This window comes from Azospirillum sp. (genome assembly GCF_035628975.1).
GTDB lineage: Bacteria > Pseudomonadota > Alphaproteobacteria > Azospirillales > Azospirillaceae > Azospirillum.
This window is the reverse complement of the sequence record NZ_DASPIS010000007.1, coordinates 33,035-53,230: the sequence shown is the minus strand read 5'-3', so window position 1 is coordinate 53,230 and position 20,196 is coordinate 33,035. Positions and strand designations below refer to the sequence as shown.

Below are 20,196 nucleotides of genomic sequence, written 5' to 3'. Positions count from 1 at the left end.
AACGTCGGTGGCCGAAACGATGGCGCCGAGGCGCTTGGCGGTGGCGATGGCCTGCAGGCCGGCGACGCCGACGCCCATGATGAAGGCACGCGCCGGCGGAACGGTGCCGGCGGCGGTCATCATCATCGGGAAGGCGCGGCCATACTCGCTGGCGGCATCCACCACGGCTTTGTAGCCGGCGAGGTTGGCCTGGGAGGACAGCACGTCCATGACCTGGGCGCGGGTGATGCGCGGCATGAACTCCATGGCGAAGGCGTTGACGCCGGCATCGGCGTAGGCCTTCACATGGTCGCGGCTGTTGTAGGGGTTGAGGATGGCGAACAGCAGCGTGCCTCGGCGCATCAGCGCCAGCTCGTCCTCGCCGCCTTCAGCGGCGATGAGCGGACGCTGCACCTTCAGCACGATGTCGGCATCGGCCAGAGCCGAGGCCGCATCGGCGGCGATGGCGGCCCCCGCCGCCTCATAGGCCGCGTCGGGAAGGCTGGAACCGAGACCGGCCCCGCTCTCCACCACCACGTCCAGTCCCAAACCCTTCAGCTTCTTCACCGTCTCCGGTGAGGCGGCCACGCGAAGTTCGCCCGCACGTCGCTCCTTTGGAATGGCGACTTTCATTAGATAAGACTCCCCTGCCTCAGATACGCCGATCCCGGCATCCCCCATGGGTCATCGGCCCAGACGACGGGCATACATGCCGCATCCGTGTGACTTTGTGAAGCCGAACCCCTCGATGGTAATACCAGCCTATACAGTGCATCGCAACAAAGGGAATGGCTGCGTGAGCCTATCGTACGATTGTTTCAGATAATAAGACAAACCAGCCACGGGCTGTTCAAATCCGCGCGGCGGAACCGGGTGTACGAAGGAACCAGCGCGACGCGATGACGCAGGCGCAAGCCCGCCCCGTCCGACCGGGTCACATCGTCGGCTTGCCAATCCCCCCGCCCGCCGATATTGTCCCGCCCCTGTTCCAGAACACCCCCATCGTTTGAGGTTTTGCCATGTCCGACGTCGGCGGCATCGCGGCTGATCGCCTGAAGTCCTTCGTCGAGCGCATCGAGCGTCTCGAAGAGGAAAAGCGCGGCCTGCAGGAAGACATCAAGGAAGTCTACGCCGAGGCGAAGGGCACCGGTTTCGACACCAAGATCATCCGGCAGATCATCCGCCTGCGGAAGATGGACAAGGCCGACCGCCAGGAGCAGGAAGCCATCCTGGAGCTGTACAAGGAAGCGCTGGGCATGGTGGAGTAACGACCCGGGAGGTGACGGCCGTCAGTTGCAGCCGGCCATCATCAGCCCCAGCGTCTTTTCGTCCGCCTCGTCCGGCAGAACCTCGCCGACGATGTGGCCGTCGAACATCACGACGATGCGGTCGGCCAGGGCGCGGATCTCGTCCAGTTCCACCGAGACCAGCAGGATGGCCTTGCCCTGGTCGCGCAGGGCCACCAGCCGGCGGTGGATGAACTCGATGGCGCCGATATCGACGCCGCGGGTCGGCTGCCCGACCAGAAGCAGGTCGGGATTCCGTTCGATCTCGCGCGCCAGCACGATCTTCTGCTGGTTGCCGCCGGAGAAATTGGCCGCCGCCAGCGTGCCGTCGCGCGGCCTGGTGTCGTAATCCTCCATCTGGCGGGCGCAGTTGGCGGCGATGGAGTCGCGGTCCAGCAGCACCCGCCCGTTCCAGGCCGGATCGTCCTGGAAGCCCAGGATCGAACACTCCTCCGCCGAAAACCCGGTGACGAGTCCGACCTTCTGCCGGTCCTCCGGCACATGGCCGACGCCGAGCCCGCGCAGCGCGCGGGCGTTGAAGCGGTTCGCATGGCCGGCCAGTTCCTCCCCCCGCAGCCGGATCGAGCCGCCAGTTATGGGCCGCATGCCGGCCAGCGCCTCCAGCAGTTCGGACTGGCCGTTGCCGGACACCCCGGCGATGCCGACGATCTCGCCCGCCCGCACCGACAGGCCGACGCCCTTCACCCGCTCCACGTCCGACGGATCGCGCACCCGCAACCCCTCGACCCGCAGCACCTCCGCCCCCGGCTTGGCCGGCGTCTTGTCGACGCGCAGCAGAACCTTGCGGCCGACCATCAACTCGGCCAACTGCTCCCGGCTGGTGTCGCGTGTGGCGACGTTGGCCACCACCTGCCCGCGGCGCATCACCGTGACGTTGTCGGTCAGCTCCATGATTTCCCGGAGCTTGTGGGTGATGATGATGACCGTCTTGCCCTGCTGGCGCAGCGCCCGCAGGATGCGGAACAGGTGGTCGGCCTCCTGCGGGGTCAGGACGCCGGTGGGCTCGTCCAGGATCAGGATGTCGGCGCCGCGGTAGAGTGCCTTCAGGATCTCCACCCGCTGCTGGGCGCCCACCGGCAGCTCGCCCACCGGGCTGTCGAGATCGACCTCCAGCCCATAGTCGCGGGCCAGCCGGGTCAGTTCGGTCCGGGCGCGGGCAAGGCCGCCCGACAGGGTCACCCCGCCTTCCGCCCCCAGCAGGACATTCTCCAGCACGCTGAAGGGATCGACCAGCATGAAGTGCTGGTGGACCATGCCGATGCCGGCGGCCAGCGCGTCGCGCGGCGTCCGGATGGCGGCAGGATTGCCGTTCACCCGGATCTCCCCGCCATCGGCGCGCAGATAGCCGTAGACGATGCTCATGATCGTCGACTTTCCGGCGCCGTTCTCGCCGATCACCCCGTGGATCGTTCCGGCCGGCACGGACAGCGACACGTCGCGGTTGGCATGGTTGGTGCCGAACCACTTGTTGATCGCCACCGTTTCCAGAGCGATGCCGGAGCGGGCGGGCGGCGGGTTTTCCTGCATCATCGACGGAGCCGGTCCCAGGGAGTGTATCAGGGCTTGTACGGCTTGACCGCCAGCGAGCCCGCGATGATCTGCTTCTCGGCCTCCTCCAGCTTGGCTTCCATCTCCGGCGTGATCAGCTTGCGGTTATGCTCGTCCAGCGCATAGCCGACGCCGTCCTCCTTCAGGCCGACGACGCGGTGGCCGGCCTTCCAGCTGCCGTCCTTCGCCGACTTCATGCAGTCATGGACGACGACGTCGACCCGCTTGACCATGGAGGTCAGCACCTTGCCGGGATGGACGTGGTTCTGGTTGCTGTCGACGCCGATGGCGAGCTTGCCGGCATCCGATGCCGCCTGCATCACGCCGAGGCCGGTGGCGCCCGCCGCGGCGAAGACCACGTCGGCGCCGCGCGCGAACTGGCTCTTGGCCAGCTCGGCCCCGCGGCCGGGATCGTTCCAGGCGGCCGGCGTGGTGCCGGTCATGTTGACGAACACCTCGTCGCTGGCCGCGACATGCTTCACGCCCTGCTCGTAGCCGGTCAGGAAGTTGCGGATCAGCGGGATGTCCATGCCGCCGATGAAGCCGACCTTGCCGGTCTTCGACGCCAGAGCCGCCGCCATGCCGACCAGGAAGGAGCCCTCCTCCTCCTTGAAGGTCACGGACTGGACGTTGGGAGCCTCCAGCTTGTCGTCGATCAGGCAGAACTTGGTGTTGGGCGACTCCTTCGCTACCTTCTCCACCGCCGCGGTCTGCGAGAAGCCAACGGCGACGATCACCGAGGCGCCACGGCGGACCAGCGTGCGCATGGCCTGTTCGCGCTGCCCCTCGTTCGTGATCTCGAACTCGCGATAGGCGGTGCCGGTCTCCTTCTTGAAGCGCTCGGCGCCGTTATAGGCGGCCTCGTTGAAGGACTTGTCGAACTTGCCGCCCTGATCGAACACCACGGCCGGCGAGAAGTCCTGCGCCAGCGCCTGGGGGCCGACCGCGGTGATCGCCGTCATCGCCAGCATAGCGGCAAGGATACGCGTCTTCATGTCCCACCCACTCCGGAAAGCCGAAACTTGACCCAAAGGATAACCGCGCCATCATTCCGCACAACAGGGAAAGCGGACGATACGGTGCAGCGAATCGCGGCGCCCCCGGTTGACGACGGGAACGGGGGCGTTTATCACCCCCGCCGATAGTCGTTGCGTCGAACCGGTGGCGGATTGCCGCAGCCAGCGGGCCACGGGAACGACCACGGCAATTGGCGACAGAAGTACGGGGGCGACGCTCGGTGGATGAAGTCTGGGTGCTTTTGCAGGGAATCGTTCTCGGATTCGCCATCGCCGCACCCGTGGGGCCGATCGGTCTTCTGTGCATCCGCCGCACCCTGCAGCACGGCCCCCTGATGGGTTTCTTCACCGGATTCGGCGCCGCGGTGGCCGACACCATCTATGGCGCCATCGCCGCCTTCGGCGTTTCGGCGGCGCTCAGCTTCCTGCGCGGGCACGAGACGGCCTTCCAGCTGATCGGCGGCATCTTCCTGCTGGTGGTGGCGATCCGCACCTTCCGCCAGCAGCCCGACGCGGAAGAGCGGGAGGCGGCATCCGCCCCTGACACCAAATCCTGGTTCACCGGCTTCATGACCGGGCTGTCGCTGACCCTGACCAACCCGGCGACCATCATGGCCTTCATCGCCATCTTCGCCGGGTTCGGGTTGGGCGGCACGCTGGACCGGCTGGAGGCCTCGACCCTGGTGCTGGGCGTCTTCATCGGATCGTCGCTGTGGTGGATGACGCTGTCGATGGGCGTCGCCGCCGTCCGCCACCGCATCTCCGACCGCGGGCTGACCATGCTGAACCACTGCACCGGCGTGGCACTCGGCGTTTTCGGCCTGTGGGCGCTGGGCATGGCCGCGACCGGCATCGTCGGCATGGCCTGAGCCCATAAGAAGCCGACCGTCAGCAGCCTGCGGTCGGCGTGGCGGAAGGGGCGTCCGGCGCCGCGGTTCCCTTGCGCAGCAGATGCAGGTGCTTGGTCAGCCGCCACAGATAGAGCCCGACCAGCACCACCAGCAGCCCGACGGTGAAATAGCCGATCAGCCGATGCGCGAAGGGCCAGGTGGACAGCATGTAGCCGGTCCAGGCCAGCAGCGCCGTCCAAAGGATCGAGCCGATGCCCGAAGCCAGCGAATAGTTCAGGATCGACATCCTGCACGCCCCGGCCGGGATCGAGATCAGGGTCCGCACCCCCGGCACCGGCTGCGAGAACAGCACGGCGATGCCGCCGTGCTTGGCGAACCAGTCGGTGCTCTGCCGCACCTTCTTCGGGTTGATGGTCAGCCAGGGACCGTATTTCTTCAGGAAGGCCTCAAGCCGATCACGGCCCATCAGCCGGCTGGGCAGGAACCACACCAGCTGCCCGGCCAGCGAGCCGAGCCCGCCGGCGATGGCGACCCCGACCAGCGTGAACTCGCCGGTCGCCGCTCCGATCCCGGCCAGCGGGATCACCGACTCGGCCGGCAGCGGCGGAAAGATCCGCGCGAGCGCCACCAGCAGGAAGATCCCGATATAGTGGAGGTGGTGCATGGTGTGCACCAGCCAGTCCGTCAATCCGCCATCCATTCCGTTCCGTCCTCCCCCAGCGGTCGATATGACCCGCATCAGGAAAACGGCCGGCTGTGGCGGGCGGTTCCCGCCCCCTTCGGCAGGGCAGGATTGAGCCGTCGGGGTAAGGCGGACCGGCATTCGGCGGCCGGAGTCGGGAGCGTGTCGATAGGAAAAGCCGATCGGTGGACAGGCGCATCGCGCGGGGCCACTCAGGCCGCCGTCGCCATCCCTCCGCCGGAGCCGCTGTTCTCCCGGTGGCAGCGCCGCAGCCGGAAGGCGGTCACCAGCGCCAGCATCCCGAACGCGATCAGATAGGCCGCCACCCCCCAGGCAAGCGCCAGCAGGCCCAGCGCCGGCAGCACCCACATGCTGAGACCGAACAGGATCGACAGCAACCCGGCCACGCCCCAGGCCCATTTGCCGTGGGTGCGGTCCATGCGCCAGGCGCTCATCACCTCGGCGAAGCCGGTGATGACCGACCAGGCGGCGATCAGGAAGACCAGGGCGAACAGGCTGGCGGCCGGCCACAGCGCGGCGACGATGCCGGCAACCAGGCTGACCACGCCCTCCAGGATGAAGGGCAGCGAGCGTTCATGGTGGCGGGAGGCGCGGATGCCGGCGAGGATGGCGAAGACGCCGTCCAGCAGCAGATAGGCGGCGAAGGTCAGCGCCAGCGTGGCCACCGTCACGCCCGGCATCATCAACGCCAATATTCCCAGCAGGATGGCCGCCGCCCCGCGCAGCGCCAGCGCCCACCAGTTGCGCGCCAGCAGCATGTTCATGCTGCGCAGGCGGCTTGCAGGCTCGGGCGTCGCCCGCCGTGCCGGATCGTAGGACATGAAACGCCTCCCGCTGCCCGTTTTGCGAAATGACAACAGGAGGCGAAGGGTTTTGTTGCCGGCCCTGGCAGGGACGATGCGGGACCGCTCAGTTGCCGCGGCCGAAATCCGATCCGCGTGCCGGCTCCTTGAAATAGAACATCTCGCGGTCGAAGGCGACGTCGGTGCGCGGGTTCAGCAGGGCGACCTCGGTGGTCATGCCCTGGGCGTCCAGCACCCGCCACTTGCGCAGCTGGAAGGGGCGGTCCTCGAACACCAGGGTCAGCGTGCCCTTGCCGGGATCCTTGGTCTCCAGCAGACTGACCTCGATCACGCCGGGGGCCTGGAAGACCTCGGTGACGGTCACGTCACCCGACAGGCGGATGTTCTTGCGCAGGATGAAGTCGGCCAGCGTCGATCCGATGGGGGCGCTCGACTGCTGGCGCATCTCGCCGTCCCAATAGAAGACGAAGCTGCCGTCGGCGACGATGAAGTCCTTCAGCGGCCGGTCATATTCCAGCCGCATCCGGCCGGGCCGCCACAGATAGAAGGTCCCGGTCGCCTGCCGCCCGTTGGGCGCCACCTGCAGGAACTTCGACTGCAGGGTGGTGATGTCGTTCAGATACTCCTCCACCTTGGCGACGATGGCCTGGTCCTGCGCCGACAGCGACACGGGCGCGGCGGGCGCGGCGACGGCGGACGGAGCGAGCATGGCCGGCAGCGAAGCCAGGAGTGCGGCGGACAGCAGGGCGCCAGGCAACAGGGAGCGGGAGAGGCGGCGAAGCACGATCTTCATCCTTGGTCGTAGTGGCCCGTATTGCTTGGCCGGGCAGTGTGGCGGACATAAGGCGTCCGCCCCCCGCTGCCAAGGATTACCGATGCCGGCAGAGTGGCTGCTTCAAAGTGGCTGCTTCAAAGCGGCTGGCCCCGGATCATCCGGGGCAGGTCGCCGACCACGCCCATGGCGTGCTTCATGAAGAAGCGCTTGACCGGCGGCAGGCGGTTGATCGCCGCCATGCCCAGGTTGCGCGCCAGCTTCAGCGGCGGGATGCTGTTGGAGAACAGGTGGACCAGCCCGTCGCACACCGCCGCCAGAAGCACGGTGTCGAAGCGGCGCCAGCGCTGGAAGCGGGCCAGCACCTCCGGCCCGCCGACGTCGAGGCCGAGACGGTAGGCGTCGACCACAACCTCGGCCAATGCCGCGACGTCGCGCATGCCCAGGTTCAGCCCCTGCCCGGCGATGGGGTGGATGGCGTGCGCCGCCTCCCCCACCAGGGCCAGCCGGTCGGCGACGAAGCGGTCGGCCAGAAGCACCGACAGCGGCCAGGCCTCGCGCTTGGTCAGCAGCGTGATCTCGCCCAGATAGCCGCCGGAGCGGTGCTGCAACTCGTCGATGAACTGGTCGTCGGGCAGATTGAGGTAGGTGTCGACCAGCGAGGTCTTCTCGCTCCACACGATGGAACAGCGGTTGTCCGTCATCGGCAGGACGGCAAAGGGTCCGTTGGGCAGGAAATGCTCGACCGCGACGCCGTTGTTCGGCTCGGTGTGGCGGATGGTGCAGATGATGGCGCTCTGATCGTAGGACCAGCGCCGCACCCTGATGCCGGCGCTCTCGCGCGCCAGCGACCGACGCCCGTCGGCGCCGACCAGCAGCCGGCCCCGCACCGTCCGCCCGTCGGCAAGCCGCACCGACACGCCGGACCGCGTGCGCTCCACCGCCGTCGCCTGGGCCGGCGCCAGATGGACCAGCCCCGGCAGTTCGGCCGCGCGGGCGAACAGGGCGCGGCGGATGTCCTTGTTGTCCAGAATCCAGCCGAAGGGCTGGTGCTTGCCCTCCATCGCCAGTTCGGTGTGGTCGTAATGGATGAACATCGGCGAGAACTGGTCGGCGATCCGGATGTCCAACATCGGGCCGGCCTGATCGGCCATGTGGCGCCAAACGCCCGCCGCCTCCAGCACCATCTTGGAGGCGTAGGAGATGGCGGTGGTGCGGATGTCGAAATCCCCGCCGCCCATCCGTTCCGGGCTGTCCCGGTCGATGCAGACCACCGGCACGCCGGCGCTGGCCAGCGCCGCCGCCATGGTCAGCCCGGCCAGACCGCCGCCCAGCACTACGACCTCGGTGGTGATGTCGCCGCCGACGCCTCCCTGGGGGGGGACGGTCGCGTTGCCCGATTCGGTGCCCGGTACGGCCATGATGCTCGCTGCCCTCTCGCCTTCTTGTGCCTGCGCTGCGACCGGCCGGCCGGACTTGAGCCTTGCCGGTGCCACGCGCGGTGAAACAATTGTCGCACAGGGGCGTCCTGTCCAGTCTCCTGTCCCCGGCCGATGGTCGCCGTGCAGCGGACAGATTGCCGCTGAGCAATTTTTGAGCAAATGCCGCCCTTTTGAGCGCTCAATCAACAGGCATATTCCCATTGTTGCGGCGCATTTCAACCGGCACGATTCTTGTAATCGTTGCTTTTTGCGGTCGACGCGAACAGGCTTGGGCCATATCAGCGGAAGGACGGAACGGCTGTCGGGCCGGACTGGAACCGCAACTGGCGGCCACAGCCTTTATCCGCGGCCGGAACAACGCTTTAAGGGGAAGCCACATGAAACTGGTTATGGCCATCATCAAGCCGTTCAAGCTCGACGAAGTGCGCGAGGCGCTGACGTCGCTCGGGATCCAGGGCCTGACCGTCAGCGAGGTCAAGGGCTTCGGCCGCCAGAAGGGCCAGACGGAAATCTACCGCGGCGCCGAATATTCCGTGAGCTTCCTGCCCAAGGTGAAGGTCGAGGTCGCGGTGTCCGACGACCAGTACGAACAGGTCGTCGAGGCGATCCAGAAGGCCGCCAACACCGGCCGCATCGGCGACGGCAAGATCTTCGTGCTGGAGATCGCCCAGGCCGTGCGCATCCGCACCGGTGAGACCAACTCCGAGGCGCTGTAAGGCTGCCAGCCCCAAGGCTGCCGGCCCAAGGCTGCCGGCAATGACGGGCGCGCGTCTGCGCGCCTGTCCGCTTTCTCAGCCGGCAAACGCATCCGCCGCCATCGCACGCGCATAGTCGCGCAGGTCGGTCGGCCAGTCCGCCGTCAACGCATCGAACCGCGCATGGTCCGCGGCATAGAGCGCCCGAACCGCCTCTTCATAGCCCGGCCGATCGCCGGCCAATTCCAGCATGACGTGATAGGCGGCCTCCTGCGCACGGCGCACGCGGTCCTTCGCCTCGTTCCCCTTGCGCGCCTCGTCCACCAGCTTGCGCAACGCCACCGACGCCCCGCCCGGCTGGGCGTTCAGCCACTCCCAATGACGCGGCAGCAGCGTCACCTCCCGCGCCACCACCCCCAGCTTCGGCCGGCCCGGCCCCCGCGGCGGGGGAGCGAGACGCCACGCGACCTCCTCATCGCTTCCCCGCAGATCGAGGTCGACCGCCTTTCCGGTGGCATCGTCGAACACCAGCACCGGCGGTCCGTCCGGTTCCGCGTCCAATACCGCCCGCAACGCCCGTGCGACGCTCAGCGCATCCCCGGCGGCAAGACGTCGCTCGCCCCGGAAGGCGGTGCAGAGGGTCTCGGCGGTGACGGACATGGATGGACTCCGGTTGTGAGAACGGTGTTTTACCCGGATGGAATATGGGAGTCACTATCATCCGGGTATAATGCTGGCGCAGGAAAGGGAATGACTCCCCTGTGACCGTTCGGCCACCTGCCGCGCTCAGCCGCAATCAAGGGCTTTGGGCGCTTGTGCCCCCCGTGCCCCGCCGATAGGATCGGTCGCTCGTAAGGCGTGGCCGTCGCCCCTGGCCGGGGTGTGGCACCCAGGGTGGGAAGAGGGTTCCGGTCGTCATGGTCTCTGCCGATTTCAGCGTCAACAGCGGTGCCGTCTTCACCGAGGCGATCGGCAACGATCGGCTCGACCTGCTGACCGACTATCCCTTCACCCGGCTGGCCAACCTGCTGGCGCCGATCACCCCGCGCGCCAATGTCGCCCCCATCCTGCTGACGGTGGGCGAGCCGCAGCACACCCCGCCCGCCATCATCGAAGAGACGCTGCGCGCCAACGCCGCCGGCTGGAACAAGTATCCGCCGGTCGGCGGCACGCCGGAATTCCGCGCCGCCGCCGGCGACTGGCTGAACCGCCGCTACGACCTGCCGGCCGGGCTGCTGCATGCCGACAGCTCGATCCTGCCGCTGTCCGGCACGCGCGAGGCGCTGTTCATGCTGGCCCTGCTGGCGGTGCCGACGCGCAAGGCCGGGCGCCAGCCGGCGGTCCTGATGCCGAACCCGTTCTACGCTCCTTACGAAGGGGCGGCGGTGATGGCGGGGGCGGAGCCGGTGTTCCTGTCGGCCAGGCGCGAGACCGGCTTCCTGCCCGACCTCGACGCGCTGACGCCGGAGTTGCTGGAACGCACCGCCCTCTTCTATCTCTGCACCCCCGCCAACCCGCAGGGCGCCGCCGCCTCGCCGGCCTATCTGGCCAAGGCCATCGGGCTGGCGCGGCAATACGGTTTCGTGCTGGCGGTCGACGAGTGCTATGCCGAGATCTGGCTGGACGCGCCGCCGGTCGGCGCCCTCCAGGTCGCAACCGCCCTGCCACACGAGGACGGGAAGCCCTGGGCGAACCTGCTGGTCTTCCATTCCCTCTCCAAACGGTCGAGCGCCGCCGGCCTGCGCTCCGGCTTCGTCGCCGGCGACCCGGCGCTGATCGGGCGCTTCTCGCGCCTGCGCAGCTACGGCTGTGCCGGCATGCCGCTGCCGATCCTGGCCGCCAGCACCGCGCTGTGGCGCGACGAGGCGCATGTCGAGGAGAATCGCGCCGCCTACCGCGCCAAGTTCGCGGCGGCGGAGGCGGAGCTTGGCGGGCGCTACGGCTATCACCGGCCGGCCGGCGGCTTCTTCCTGTGGCTGGAGGTCGGCGACGGCGAGGAGGCGGCCAAGCGGCTGTGGGCGGAGGGCGCCGTCCGCGTGCTGCCCGGCGCCTATCTGTCGCGCAGCAACCCCGGCGAGCCGAACCCCGGCGAGGCCTTCATCCGCGTGGCCCTGGTGCAGGACACCGACACCGTCGCCCAGGCCTGCGCCGCCATCGTCCGCATTCTCGGCTGACCGGTTCCGGCCAGTCCCTGCTCCGACCAGCCCGTCTTTTCGGTTTCTACAGCACGAGGTTTCCGCCCCATGGCCCGACCCGCCGGCCCCACCTCCGCGCGCCCCCGGCCCAGCCTGGGACGGACCGCCCCCAGCCCGCGCAAGGGGTCGCCCCGCGACGGCGGCAAGGAGTTGGGCGCCAAGGATCCGGGGAAGGACCGCCTGCGTGCCGGCCGCAGCCGGCAGGAAAAGCCGCCCTTCTTCTCCCCGGCCATGCGCGCCTTCGTCGTCGCCCGCGCGCGGGAGGCGATGGGCTTCGTGCTGGGGCTGTTCGGCCTGCTGCTGATGGTGCTGCTGGGCAGCTACGACCCGCGCGACGCTTCGCTGAACTCGGTTCCCGCCACGGCGGGGGACACCCACAACCTGTTCGGCCCCCCCGGTGCCTATGTCGCCGACCTTCTGATCCAGTCGCTGGGTTGGGCCGCCTTCGTCATCGCGCTGGTGCCGATGTTCTGGGGCTGGCGGCTCGGCGCCCAGCGCAAGCTGGGGAACCCGCTGTTCCGCACCGTGCTGGCCCTGTGGGGGGTGATCCTGGTGTCGATGGCGCTGGCCGGCCTGACCGACGCCTCCACCGATCCTCTCGCCCCGCTGCCCGGTGGCAGCATCGGCCAGATCCTGCTGCGCGGCGTCGGCAACCTGTTCGGGGCCGAGCCGATGGTGGCGACCGTCGCTGCGGTCGGCGGCGGGCTGGTGCTGTTCCTGGCGGCCGGCCTGACGATCGGCGAATGGATCGCCAGCTTCCGTGCGCTCGGCCGCGGCACGGTGAACGGCGTCCATCTGATCCGCAACAGCGCTCGCAACGGCGTCGACGCGCTGCGCCGCCATGGCCGCAGTGCGGCGCAGGCCGCGGTGCAGACCGCCTCCATCGCCGTGGACGACGCCTTGCGCGGCGATGAGGCTTCCAAGCGCAAAGGCCCCCGCTTCGACGATGCCGTGCGCGTCGATCCGCTTCCCCCCGCCGGCCTGGACGCCGGGCCGGTGCCGCTGCCGGCCACGCCGTCCGCCGCCGACAAACCGCTGCGCCCGGTCCCCATCGTCACCCCACCGAAAACCACCGCGCCGGAGAGCAGGGGCGACAAGGCCGGCACCTTCCAGCACCGCCTGCCGCTGGGCGAGGAAGACGGGCCGCCGGGCTATGAGCTGCCGCCGCTCGACCTGCTGCAGGTGCCGCCCACCGGCATCCGCGGCGAACAGCTGGACGAGGCGGCGCTTCAGCGCAACGCCGGCCAGTTGGAAGGCGTGCTGGGCGATTTCGGCGTGCGCGGCGAGATCCAGAAGGTCCATCCCGGCCCGGTCGTCACCCTGTACGAGCTGGAACCGGCCCCCGGCACCAAATCGTCCCGCGTCATCGGCCTTGCCGACGACATCGCCCGTTCCATGAGCGCGGTGTCGGTCCGTGTCGCCGTGGTGCCCGGCCGCAACGTCATCGGCGTCGAACTACCCAATGCGAAGCGGGAGACCGTGCTTCTGCGCGAGTTGATGGCGGCGGAGGGCTTCGACAAGCATGGCGGCAAGCTGGCGCTGGCGCTCGGCAAGGACATCGGCGGCCAGCCGGTGGTCGCCGACCTCGCCCGCTTCCCCCACCTGCTGGTCGCCGGCACCACCGGTTCGGGCAAGTCGGTGGCGATCAACACGATGATCCTATCGCTGCTCTACCGGCTGCCGCCGGAACGCTGCCGCTTCATCATGATCGACCCCAAGATGCTGGAGCTGTCGGTCTACGAGGGCATTCCCCATCTGCTGACGCCCGTCGTCACCGACCCTAAGAAGGCGGTGGTCGCGCTGAAATGGACGGTGCGGGAGATGGAGGACCGCTACCGCAACATGTCCAAGCTGGGCGTGCGCAACATCGAGGGCTACAACGCCCGCCTGCGCGAGGCGCGCGAGGGCGGCGAATCACTGACCCGCCGCGTCCAGACCGGCTTCGATCCCGACACCGGCAAGCCGCTGTTCGAGGAACAGCCGCTCGACCTCACCGAGCTGCCCTACATCGTCGTGATCGTCGACGAAATGGCCGACCTGATGCTGGTCGCCGGCAAGGACATCGAGGCGGCGATCCAGCGTCTGGCCCAAATGGCGCGCGCCGCCGGCATCCACCTGATCATGGCGACGCAGCGCCCGTCGGTCGACGTCATCACCGGCACCATCAAGGCCAACTTCCCGACCCGCATCAGCTTCCAGGTGACGTCGAAGATCGACAGCCGCACCATCCTGGGCGAACAGGGCGCCGAACAGCTGCTGGGCCAGGGCGACATGCTCTACATGGCCGGCGGCGGCCGCATCACCCGCGTCCACGGCCCCTTCGTCTCCGACCACGAGGTCGAGCAGATCGTCAGGTTCCTCAAGGCGCAGGGCGAGCCGAATTATGTCGACGCCATCCTGGAGGACGAGGAGGGTGAGGAGTCCTTCGATGACGGCAGCCTGCCCGGCACCGGCGGCGGGTCGGGCGACGACCTCTACGACAAGGCGGTGGCGGTGGTCTGCCGCGAGCGCAAGGCCTCGACCAGCTTTATCCAGCGCCAGCTGCGCATCGGCTACAACTCCGCCGCCCGCCTGATCGAGCGGATGGAGACCGAAGGGGTGGTCAGCAAGCCCAATCACTCCGGCAAACGCGAAGTGCTGGCGCGCAACATCGACGAATGAGTGTTTTTGGACACCCCGTTGACAGCGGGCGGGTGCAACACCAATATCGGGGGTAGGCAGGCCTGGGACTGGTACTCCCCGGCCCGCCCGCCCGATCTTAGTGCATCAGAAGGTCAAGCAGCCGCTTGACGATCTCCAGCACCAGGATCAGGAGAGTGAGGAAGCGTTCCATCCTCAAGCCCTCCGTTCGTGCGGCGGCGATGGCGGCCCTTCCGCCATCGCGTCCGCCGGCGGACTATGGCGCAGGCGGGCACGTCCGCAAACGGGAAACTCACGCAGTCGTATTCTTTCCCCGATTGCACTCAGCGCCGCAACGGCACCAGCGATCCCAGCAGGAACAGGGCGGCGGCGGCCACAACCACGCTTGGGCCACCCGGCAAATCCCAGTTCAGCGACGCCAGCAGTCCGGCGACCACTGCCAGGACGCCCAGGACCGATGCCAGCGCCGCCATCCCTTCCGGCGTGCGGGCGAAGCGGCGGGCGGCGGCGGCCGGGATGATCAGCAGCGAGGTGATCAGCAGGATGCCGACGATCTTCATGGCGATGGCGATCACCAGCGCGATCAGCAGCATGAAGGCCAACCGTAGGGCGTCGACCGGCATGCCCTCCACCCGCGCCAGATCCTCGTCCACCGTCACCGCCAGCAGCCGGCGCCACAGCAGCGCCAGCCCGGTCAGCGCCACCGCGCCGCCGCCATAGATCGCCATCAGGTCGCCGTCGGTCACCGACAGGATGTCGCCGAACAGATAGGCCATCAGGTCGACGCGCAACGTCTCCAGGAAGGCCAAAGCCACCAGCCCCAGCGACAGCGAGCCATGCGACAGGATGCCCAGAAGCGTGTCCGCCGCAAGGTTGCGCCGCCGCTGCAAGGCCACCAGCGCCAGCGCCAGCGCCACGCAAACCGCCATCACGCCGACCATCGGGTTGACGCCCAGCAGGAAGCCCAGCGTCACGCCCAGCAGAGCCGAATGGGCCAGCGTGTCGCCGAAATAGGCCATGCGCCGCCACACCACGAAGGATCCCAGCGGCCCCGCCAGCAGGGCGATGCCGCCGCCGGCGATCAGGGCGCGGATCACGAAATCATCCATGGCAGCAGCCCCCGTCATGATCGGGCACGACCTTGCCGTCCTCGGCATGGGCGTGGTCGTGATGATGGACATAGACGGCGAGGTCGCCGGCATGGCCGCCGAACAGCGCATGATATTCCGGATGCCGGCTGACATCCTCCGGCCGTCCGGAACAGCAGACATGGCCGTTCAGGCACACCACCCGGTCGGTGCGCGCCATCACCGTGTGCAGGTCGTGGCTGACCAGCAGCACGCCGCAGCCGCGCCGCTGCCGCACCTGGGCGATGCGGTGGAACAGCTCCGCCTGCCCATGGACGTCCACCGCCTGGTCCGGCTCGTCCAGAACCAGCAGGTCGGGGTCGCTTAGCAGGGCACGGGCCAGCAACACCCGCTGCATCTCGCCGCCGGAAATGGTCTGCACCGCCGAGTCGGCCAGCCGCGCCACCCCGGCCTCCTCCAGCGCCGCTTCCACCCGGTCGGCGGTCACCGGCCGCCAGAGCGCCAGGAAACGCCGGACGGTCAGCGGCAGCGTCTGATCCACCGACAGCTTCTGCGGCATGTAGCCGATGCGCAGGTTCGGGCGCCGCAGCACCCGTCCGCCGTCGGGCGCCACCAGCCCCAGCACGGCGCGCACCAGCGTCGTCTTGCCGGCGCCGTTGGGGCCGATCAGCGTCACCACCTCCCCCGGCTGGACGGCGACGTTGACGCGGTCCAGCACGGTGCGGCGGCCGAAGCGGACGGTCAGATCCTCGGTCCAGGCGAGCGGGCCGGCGAAGAGCGCGGAGGTATCGCGGCTTGGATGGGGTGTTGACATGTTATGTTATAACGTGACACCAAAGTGAACGTCGCTTCCCTATGCGCTGAAACCAGCAGCCTGTCCAGCAAGTCGAGAGGATCCCTCCCATGCGCCGATTCGCGCTGTTCACCACCCTGACCGCAGCCCTGACCGCAGCCGCCGCGTTGCCGGCCCATGCCGAGGTGCCGAAGGTGGTGGTGTCGATCAAGCCGATCCACTCCCTGGTCGCGTCGGTCATGCACGGGGTGGGCGAGCCGACGCTGCTGGTGCGCGGCGGCGCATCGCCGCACAGCTACACGATGAAGCCGTCTGACGCGAAGGCGCTGTCGACCGCCGATCTGGTGGTCTGGGTCGGGCCGGAGCTTGAGAGCTTCCTGGAAAAGCCGCTGAAGGCCAATGCGCCCAAGGCGACGCGGCTGACGCTGATGGACCTGAAGGGCCTGACCCTGCTGGAAACCCGCGAGGGCGGTGCCTGGGAGGCGCATGATCATGGCCACAAGGGAGGTCATGATCATAAACACGATCACAAGGGCCACGATCACGCCGAAGAGCACGAGGAACTGAACAGCCACATCTGGCTCGACCCCGCCAACGCCCGCGCCATCGTGACCGCTACGGCGGAGGCGCTTGCAGCCAAGGACCCCGCCGGCGCCGAGGCCTACCGCACCAACGCCGACCGCACGCTGCAGCAGCTCGACGCGCTGGACGCGGAGCTGAAGGCCGCGCTGGCGCCGGTGAAGGACAAGCCCTTCGTCGTCTTCCACGACGCCTACCAGTATTTCGAGGCGCGCTACGACCTGTCTGCGGTCGGTTCCATCACCGTCAGCCCGGACCGCCGCCCGTCGGCCAAGCGGCTGTCGGCGATCCGCGCCAAGATCGGCGGGCTGGGCGCCGCCTGCGTCTTTGCCGAACCGCAGTTCGAACCCGCGCTGGTCCAGACGGTGGTGGAGGGCACCAAGGCCAAGACCGGGGTGCTCGACCCCGAGGGCACCGAGCTGCCGGAGGGCGAGACGCTCTACCCCACCCTGCTGCGCAACCTCGCCGCATCGCTGCGCGGTTGCCTTGGCGCTTAAGCCCAGGCCGGGCCTGTGCTAAACCGCTGAGAGGGCGGAAAAGTCCGGCCGGAACGCTGAACAGGGGATGGGCGTCATGAAGATCGGTGTCGTCGGGTGCGCGGGGCGCATGGGGCAGATGCTGGTGCGCGAGATCGCGGCGACCGCGGGCTGCACGCTGGCCGGCGGAACCGAGCGGGTGGGCGGCCCGGCGCTGGGCAAGGACCTGGGCGTGCTGGCCGGGCTCGACCCGCTGGGCGTGACCGCCATCGACGATCCGGTCACCCTGTTCGCGGAGGCCGACGCGGTGATCGACTTCACCAGCCCCGACGCAACGGAGCGTCACGCCGCCCTGGCCGCCCAGTCCGAAACCGTGCTGGTCGTCGGCACCACGGGCCTGAACCCGTCGCAGCAGGCGGCCATCGCCACCGCGGCCACCCACACGGCGATCATCCAGTCGCCGAACATGTCGCTGGGCGTCAACCTGCTGCTGGCGCTGGTGGAGCAGGTCGCCCACACGCTGGACGACGACTTCGACATCGACATCCTGGAGATGCACCACCGCCGCAAGGTGGACGCGCCGTCGGGCACTGCGCTGGGCCTCGGCCATGCCGCGGCGGCCGGGCGCGGGGTCAAGCTGGAGGATGTCTGGCAGAAGGTCCGCGACGGCCACACCGGCGCCCGTCCGCGCGGCGAGATCGGCTTCGCCACGCTGCGCGGCGGCGATGTCATCGGCGACCACACCGTGATGTTCGCCAGCGAGGGCGAGCGGATCGAGCTGACCCACAAGGCCTCCGGCCGCCAAATCTACGCCAGGGGCGCCGTCCGCGCCGCCCTGTGGGCGCAGGACAAGACGCCGGGCCTCTACAGCATGCGGAACGTGCTGGGTCTCTGACCCTCCGCAGGGGGGCGGCTACACCCCCGCCCCTTCCCGCGTCAGCACCGCCAGGAAGGCGTCGACGACGCGCGGGTCGAAATGGCGGCCCGATTCGGCACGCAGCAGATCCAGCACCTCGTCGATGTCCCACGCCTTCTTGTAGGGGCGGCGGTGCAGCAACGCATCGAAGACGTCGGCGACGGCGACGATGCGGCCGGAGAGCGGAATGGCGTCGCCTGCCAGCCCATGCGGATAGCCGCTGCCGTCGAATTTCTCGTGATGGCTCTCGGCAATCTCCGCCCCCATCGACAGGTAGCCGCGCCGGTCGCCGCCGCAGGCGTCGCGCAGGATGCTGCCGCCGATGGAGGCGTGGTCGCGCATGACAGCCATCTCCGCCTCGTCCAGCCGGCCGGGCTTGCGCAGGATGGCATCCGGGATGCCGACCTTGCCCACGTCGTGCAGCACGCTGGCCAGCCCGATGGTGTCGCAGAACCAGTCGTCCAGCTCGTCCGCAAAGTCGCCGCGGGCGAGCAGTTCGCGCGCGATCGCCGTGGCCCAGCGGCCCAGCCGCTTCACATGGTCGCCGGTGACCTCGTCCTTGTACTCCGCCAGCTTGCCGAGCGCATGGACGGTGGCGACCTGCGCCTCGTTCAGCCGCTCGTAGAGCCGCAGATTGTCCAACCCGACCGCCGCCTTGGTGCAAAGCAGTTCCAGCAGCGGCCGGTCGCCCTCCGCAAACGGCCCGCCGAGCAGGCAGAGAGCCAGCGGCGCCGAATCACGGCCGCGCAGGACGGCCACGCCGTGCCGCGCCCCCCATCGCACCTGCCCATCGCCCGGTGCGGCGGCCAGCGCGGCGGCGATGTCGGCCACGGCCTCCGCCGGCGGATCGGCCGGCAGCCCGGCTTCGGCGAGGATCGTCACGCCTCCGTCCTCCCCGGCCCCGCACAGCAGGGCGGTGGTGGCGTCGGTCACCAGGGCGGACGCCCGTCCCACCAGACCGGCCAGGAACTGGGACCGCGACCGCAGACCGGCCAGATGGACGGCCGCCTCCATCACCCGCTCCAACCCCTGCCGGCCGCGTTCGATGGTCGCGATATGCTGGTAGGAGCGCAGGGCCGCGACGGTGGCGGTGTAGAGCTTCTGCGCCGTCAGCTCGCTCTTGGCCTTGTAGTCGTTGATGTCGTAGGCGGCGATCACCTGCCGCTCCGGCGCCTGCCCCGGCTGGCCGGTGCGCAGGATGATGCGGATTTGCCGGTTGCCCATCTCCTCGCGGATGTGGCGGACCAGCTTCAGCCCGGCATCGTCGGTCTCCATCACCACGTCCAGCAGAATGGCGGCAATCCCCGGATTCTCGGCCAGCAGCGACCGCGCCTGCCGCGCGGTGTAGGCGGACAGGAAGCGGACCGGCCGCTCCTCGAACGTCATTTCGCCGAGCACGACGCGGGTGATGGCGTGGACCTCGTGGTCGTCGTCGACGATCAGGATCTGCCAGGGCGGGTTCTGCCGAACGCCGGCCGCATCGACGGTCTCGGCGGCGAACTCCAACACATCCCCGGCGGACTCCCGCCGGACCTCTTCCGCCATCTCGCCCCTGTTGCAGCCGTCGGCCATCACCGCCCCCGCGGATCGATTCGCTTCCGCCGGCTCTATGAAAGTTACCGGCGCGTGCATCCCCCTGGTTGTCGACAATTTTCAGTGAAGTTATCTTGCTTTGTCAATAAATCGCCGGGTGCGTGCGTGTGTCGCGCGTCGCATTTCCCCGGGCCGCGAGCGCGTCAGGCGGTCCGCTTCCAGGCGACGGTCAGCAGCCCGGCCCCCATCAGCAGCGACCCTCCGACCCGGTTGACCGTGCGCTGCACCGACGGCGTCCGCACCGCGCGCCGTGCCGCCGAGGCCAGCAGGGCGTAACCGGCGGCGTTCAGCGTCGCCAGCACCAGGAAGGTCGCCTCCATCACCACCATCTGCTCGGCCAGCGGCCGGCCGGGATCGAGGAACTGCGGCAGGAAGGCGACGAAGAAGACGATGCTCTTGGGATTCAGCGCGGTGACGGCATAGGTGTGCAGCATCATGCGCCAGGGGCGGACGGCCGAGTCGTCGGCGTCCGTTTCGGCACCCCGGACCGGTGCCCGCCACAGCTTGATGCCAAGATAGAGCAGATAGGCGGCGCCGGCCCATTTCAGCAGGGTGAACAGCGCCGCGGAGGTCGACAGCAGCACCCCCAGCCCCAGCATCGAGGCGGTCATCGCGGTGAAGTCGCCCAGCGCCACCCCCGCCACGGTCGCCATGGCCGACTTGCGCCCGTGGCCCAGCGCGTAGGAAACGACGATCAGCACCGTCGGCCCGGGGATCATCAGCATCACGGCGGACGCGGCGGCGAAGGCGAGCCACAGGTCGGGGGACATCGAACGGGTCTCCGGTCAAGGCCAGGAACC

Annotated in this window: 18 protein-coding genes and 1 pseudogene; 7 read left to right on the top strand and 12 right to left on the bottom strand. The window is 68.8% G+C overall.

The features are described 5' to 3' along the window. Positions 1–612 (bottom strand): annotated as a pseudogene (locus tag VD964_RS02200) (NAD(P)(+) transhydrogenase (Re/Si-specific) subunit alpha); the annotation flags it as partial. A 386-nt stretch (positions 613–998) separates the two neighbouring features. Here VD964_RS02200 and VD964_RS02195 point away from each other — a divergent pair. Continuing rightward, positions 999–1,247: a DUF2312 domain-containing protein gene (locus VD964_RS02195; protein ID WP_012973951.1), complete on the top strand. Its 249-nt coding sequence runs from the start codon at positions 999–1,001 to the stop codon at positions 1,245–1,247. A gap of 21 nt (positions 1,248–1,268) precedes the next feature. On the opposite strand, the gene VD964_RS02190 is transcribed toward VD964_RS02195, so the two are convergent. Together VD964_RS02190 and VD964_RS02185 are read right to left on the bottom strand one after the other, a co-directional pair. Next, positions 1,269–2,816, bottom strand: a complete 1,548-nt coding sequence (locus tag VD964_RS02190) for an ABC transporter ATP-binding protein (RefSeq protein WP_324865087.1) — start codon at positions 2,814–2,816, stop codon at positions 1,269–1,271. 26 nt (positions 2,817–2,842) lie between these two features. Beyond that, on the bottom strand, positions 2,843–3,829 hold the full coding sequence (locus VD964_RS02185) for a BMP family ABC transporter substrate-binding protein (protein ID WP_324865085.1): 987 nt from the start codon (positions 3,827–3,829) through the stop codon (positions 2,843–2,845). A gap of 257 nt (positions 3,830–4,086) precedes the next feature. On the opposite strand from VD964_RS02185, the gene VD964_RS02180 reads away from it, so the two are divergent. Beyond that, positions 4,087–4,719, top strand: coding sequence for a LysE family translocator (locus VD964_RS02180; RefSeq protein WP_324865083.1), 633 nt, complete (start codon positions 4,087–4,089; stop codon positions 4,717–4,719). 19 nt (positions 4,720–4,738) lie between these two features. Here the strand turns inward: VD964_RS02180 and VD964_RS02175 are convergent, their stop codons facing one another. The 4 genes from VD964_RS02175 to VD964_RS02160 all read right to left on the bottom strand — a co-directional run bounded on the left by VD964_RS02175 (position 4,739) and on the right by VD964_RS02160 (position 8,400). Beyond that, complete coding sequence (locus tag VD964_RS02175; RefSeq protein WP_324865081.1) at positions 4,739–5,401, bottom strand: DedA family protein; 663 nt, start codon at positions 5,399–5,401, stop codon at positions 4,739–4,741. 194 nt (positions 5,402–5,595) lie between these two features. Continuing rightward, on the bottom strand, positions 5,596–6,225 hold the full coding sequence (locus VD964_RS02170; protein WP_324865079.1) for an HdeD family acid-resistance protein: 630 nt from the start codon (positions 6,223–6,225) through the stop codon (positions 5,596–5,598). Positions 6,226–6,313: 88 nt separating this feature from the next. Next, positions 6,314–7,000: an outer membrane lipoprotein carrier protein LolA gene (locus VD964_RS02165; protein WP_324865077.1), complete on the bottom strand. Its 687-nt coding sequence runs from the start codon at positions 6,998–7,000 to the stop codon at positions 6,314–6,316. A 116-nt stretch (positions 7,001–7,116) separates the two neighbouring features. Then, positions 7,117–8,400: a UbiH/UbiF/VisC/COQ6 family ubiquinone biosynthesis hydroxylase gene (locus VD964_RS02160; protein ID WP_324865075.1), complete on the bottom strand. Its 1,284-nt coding sequence runs from the start codon at positions 8,398–8,400 to the stop codon at positions 7,117–7,119. A 398-nt stretch (positions 8,401–8,798) separates the two neighbouring features. On the opposite strand from VD964_RS02160, the gene glnK reads away from it, so the two are divergent. After that, positions 8,799–9,137 (top strand): P-II family nitrogen regulator, encoded by a 339-nt coding sequence (gene glnK, locus VD964_RS02155; protein ID WP_014189833.1) that lies wholly within the window; start codon positions 8,799–8,801, stop codon positions 9,135–9,137. 75 nt (positions 9,138–9,212) lie between these two features. Here the strand turns inward: glnK and VD964_RS02150 are convergent, their stop codons facing one another. Then, positions 9,213–9,776: a DUF2239 family protein gene (locus VD964_RS02150; protein ID WP_324865070.1), complete on the bottom strand. Its 564-nt coding sequence runs from the start codon at positions 9,774–9,776 to the stop codon at positions 9,213–9,215. 257 nt (positions 9,777–10,033) lie between these two features. Between VD964_RS02150 and VD964_RS02145 the strand changes: the two genes are divergently transcribed. Both VD964_RS02145 and VD964_RS02140 read left to right on the top strand, forming a co-directional pair. Then, positions 10,034–11,290 (top strand): aminotransferase class I/II-fold pyridoxal phosphate-dependent enzyme, encoded by a 1,257-nt coding sequence (locus VD964_RS02145; protein ID WP_324865068.1) that lies wholly within the window; start codon positions 10,034–10,036, stop codon positions 11,288–11,290. Between the two features lie 69 nt (positions 11,291–11,359). Beyond that, on the top strand, positions 11,360–13,972 hold the full coding sequence (locus VD964_RS02140; protein WP_324865066.1) for a DNA translocase FtsK: 2,613 nt from the start codon (positions 11,360–11,362) through the stop codon (positions 13,970–13,972). A gap of 302 nt (positions 13,973–14,274) precedes the next feature. Here VD964_RS02140 and znuB read toward each other — a convergent pair whose 3' ends face one another. Both znuB and znuC read right to left on the bottom strand, forming a co-directional pair. Further along, positions 14,275–15,060: a zinc ABC transporter permease subunit ZnuB gene (gene znuB / locus VD964_RS02135; protein ID WP_324865064.1), complete on the bottom strand. Its 786-nt coding sequence runs from the start codon at positions 15,058–15,060 to the stop codon at positions 14,275–14,277. Continuing rightward, positions 15,053–15,853, bottom strand: a complete 801-nt coding sequence (gene znuC, locus VD964_RS02130) for a zinc ABC transporter ATP-binding protein ZnuC (protein WP_324865061.1) — start codon at positions 15,851–15,853, stop codon at positions 15,053–15,055. Before znuC ends, znuB begins: the two co-directional genes overlap by 8 nt. An 89-nt stretch (positions 15,854–15,942) precedes the next feature. On the opposite strand from znuC, the gene znuA reads away from it, so the two are divergent. Together znuA and dapB are read left to right on the top strand one after the other, a co-directional pair. After that, on the top strand, positions 15,943–16,908 hold the full coding sequence (gene znuA / locus VD964_RS02125) for a zinc ABC transporter substrate-binding protein ZnuA (RefSeq protein WP_324865060.1): 966 nt from the start codon (positions 15,943–15,945) through the stop codon (positions 16,906–16,908). Positions 16,909–16,984: 76 nt separating this feature from the next. Beyond that, positions 16,985–17,782 (top strand): 4-hydroxy-tetrahydrodipicolinate reductase, encoded by a 798-nt coding sequence (gene dapB, locus VD964_RS02120; protein WP_324865058.1) that lies wholly within the window; start codon positions 16,985–16,987, stop codon positions 17,780–17,782. A gap of 18 nt (positions 17,783–17,800) precedes the next feature. Here dapB and VD964_RS02115 read toward each other — a convergent pair whose 3' ends face one another. Both VD964_RS02115 and VD964_RS02110 read right to left on the bottom strand, forming a co-directional pair. After that, positions 17,801–19,375: an HD domain-containing phosphohydrolase gene (locus VD964_RS02115; RefSeq protein ID WP_324865056.1), complete on the bottom strand. Its 1,575-nt coding sequence runs from the start codon at positions 19,373–19,375 to the stop codon at positions 17,801–17,803. Between the two features lie 164 nt (positions 19,376–19,539). Next, the gene (locus tag VD964_RS02110) at positions 19,540–20,166 is read right to left on the bottom strand and encodes a LysE family translocator (protein ID WP_324865054.1); all 627 of its coding nucleotides are present in this window, start codon (positions 20,164–20,166) and stop codon (positions 19,540–19,542) included. Positions 20,167–20,196 lie beyond the last annotated feature (30 nt).

Coding starts and splice junctions, on each gene's coding strand:
- VD964_RS02195 (WP_012973951.1), top strand. CDS start 999: ATGTCCGACGTCGGCGGCATCGCGGCTGATCGCCTGAAGTCCTTCGTC.
- VD964_RS02190 (WP_324865087.1), bottom strand. CDS start 2,816: ATGATGCAGGAAAACCCGCCGCCCGCCCGCTCCGGCATCGCTCTGGAA.
- VD964_RS02185 (WP_324865085.1), bottom strand. CDS start 3,829: ATGAAGACGCGTATCCTTGCCGCTATGCTGGCGATGACGGCGATCACC.
- VD964_RS02175 (WP_324865081.1), bottom strand. CDS start 5,401: ATGGATGGCGGATTGACGGACTGGCTGGTGCACACCATGCACCACCTC.
- VD964_RS02170 (WP_324865079.1), bottom strand. CDS start 6,225: ATGTCCTACGATCCGGCACGGCGGGCGACGCCCGAGCCTGCAAGCCGC.
- VD964_RS02165 (WP_324865077.1), bottom strand. CDS start 7,000: ATGAAGATCGTGCTTCGCCGCCTCTCCCGCTCCCTGTTGCCTGGCGCC.
- VD964_RS02160 (WP_324865075.1), bottom strand. CDS start 8,400: ATGGCCGTACCGGGCACCGAATCGGGCAACGCGACCGTCCCCCCCCAG.
- glnK (WP_014189833.1), top strand. CDS start 8,799: ATGAAACTGGTTATGGCCATCATCAAGCCGTTCAAGCTCGACGAAGTG.
- VD964_RS02150 (WP_324865070.1), bottom strand. CDS start 9,776: ATGTCCGTCACCGCCGAGACCCTCTGCACCGCCTTCCGGGGCGAGCGA.
- VD964_RS02145 (WP_324865068.1), top strand. CDS start 10,034: ATGGTCTCTGCCGATTTCAGCGTCAACAGCGGTGCCGTCTTCACCGAG.
- VD964_RS02140 (WP_324865066.1), top strand. CDS start 11,360: ATGGCCCGACCCGCCGGCCCCACCTCCGCGCGCCCCCGGCCCAGCCTG.
- znuB (WP_324865064.1), bottom strand. CDS start 15,060: ATGGATGATTTCGTGATCCGCGCCCTGATCGCCGGCGGCGGCATCGCC.
- znuC (WP_324865061.1), bottom strand. CDS start 15,853: ATGTCAACACCCCATCCAAGCCGCGATACCTCCGCGCTCTTCGCCGGC.
- znuA (WP_324865060.1), top strand. CDS start 15,943: ATGCGCCGATTCGCGCTGTTCACCACCCTGACCGCAGCCCTGACCGCA.
- dapB (WP_324865058.1), top strand. CDS start 16,985: ATGAAGATCGGTGTCGTCGGGTGCGCGGGGCGCATGGGGCAGATGCTG.
- VD964_RS02115 (WP_324865056.1), bottom strand. CDS start 19,375: ATGGCCGACGGCTGCAACAGGGGCGAGATGGCGGAAGAGGTCCGGCGG.
- VD964_RS02110 (WP_324865054.1), bottom strand. CDS start 20,166: ATGTCCCCCGACCTGTGGCTCGCCTTCGCCGCCGCGTCCGCCGTGATG.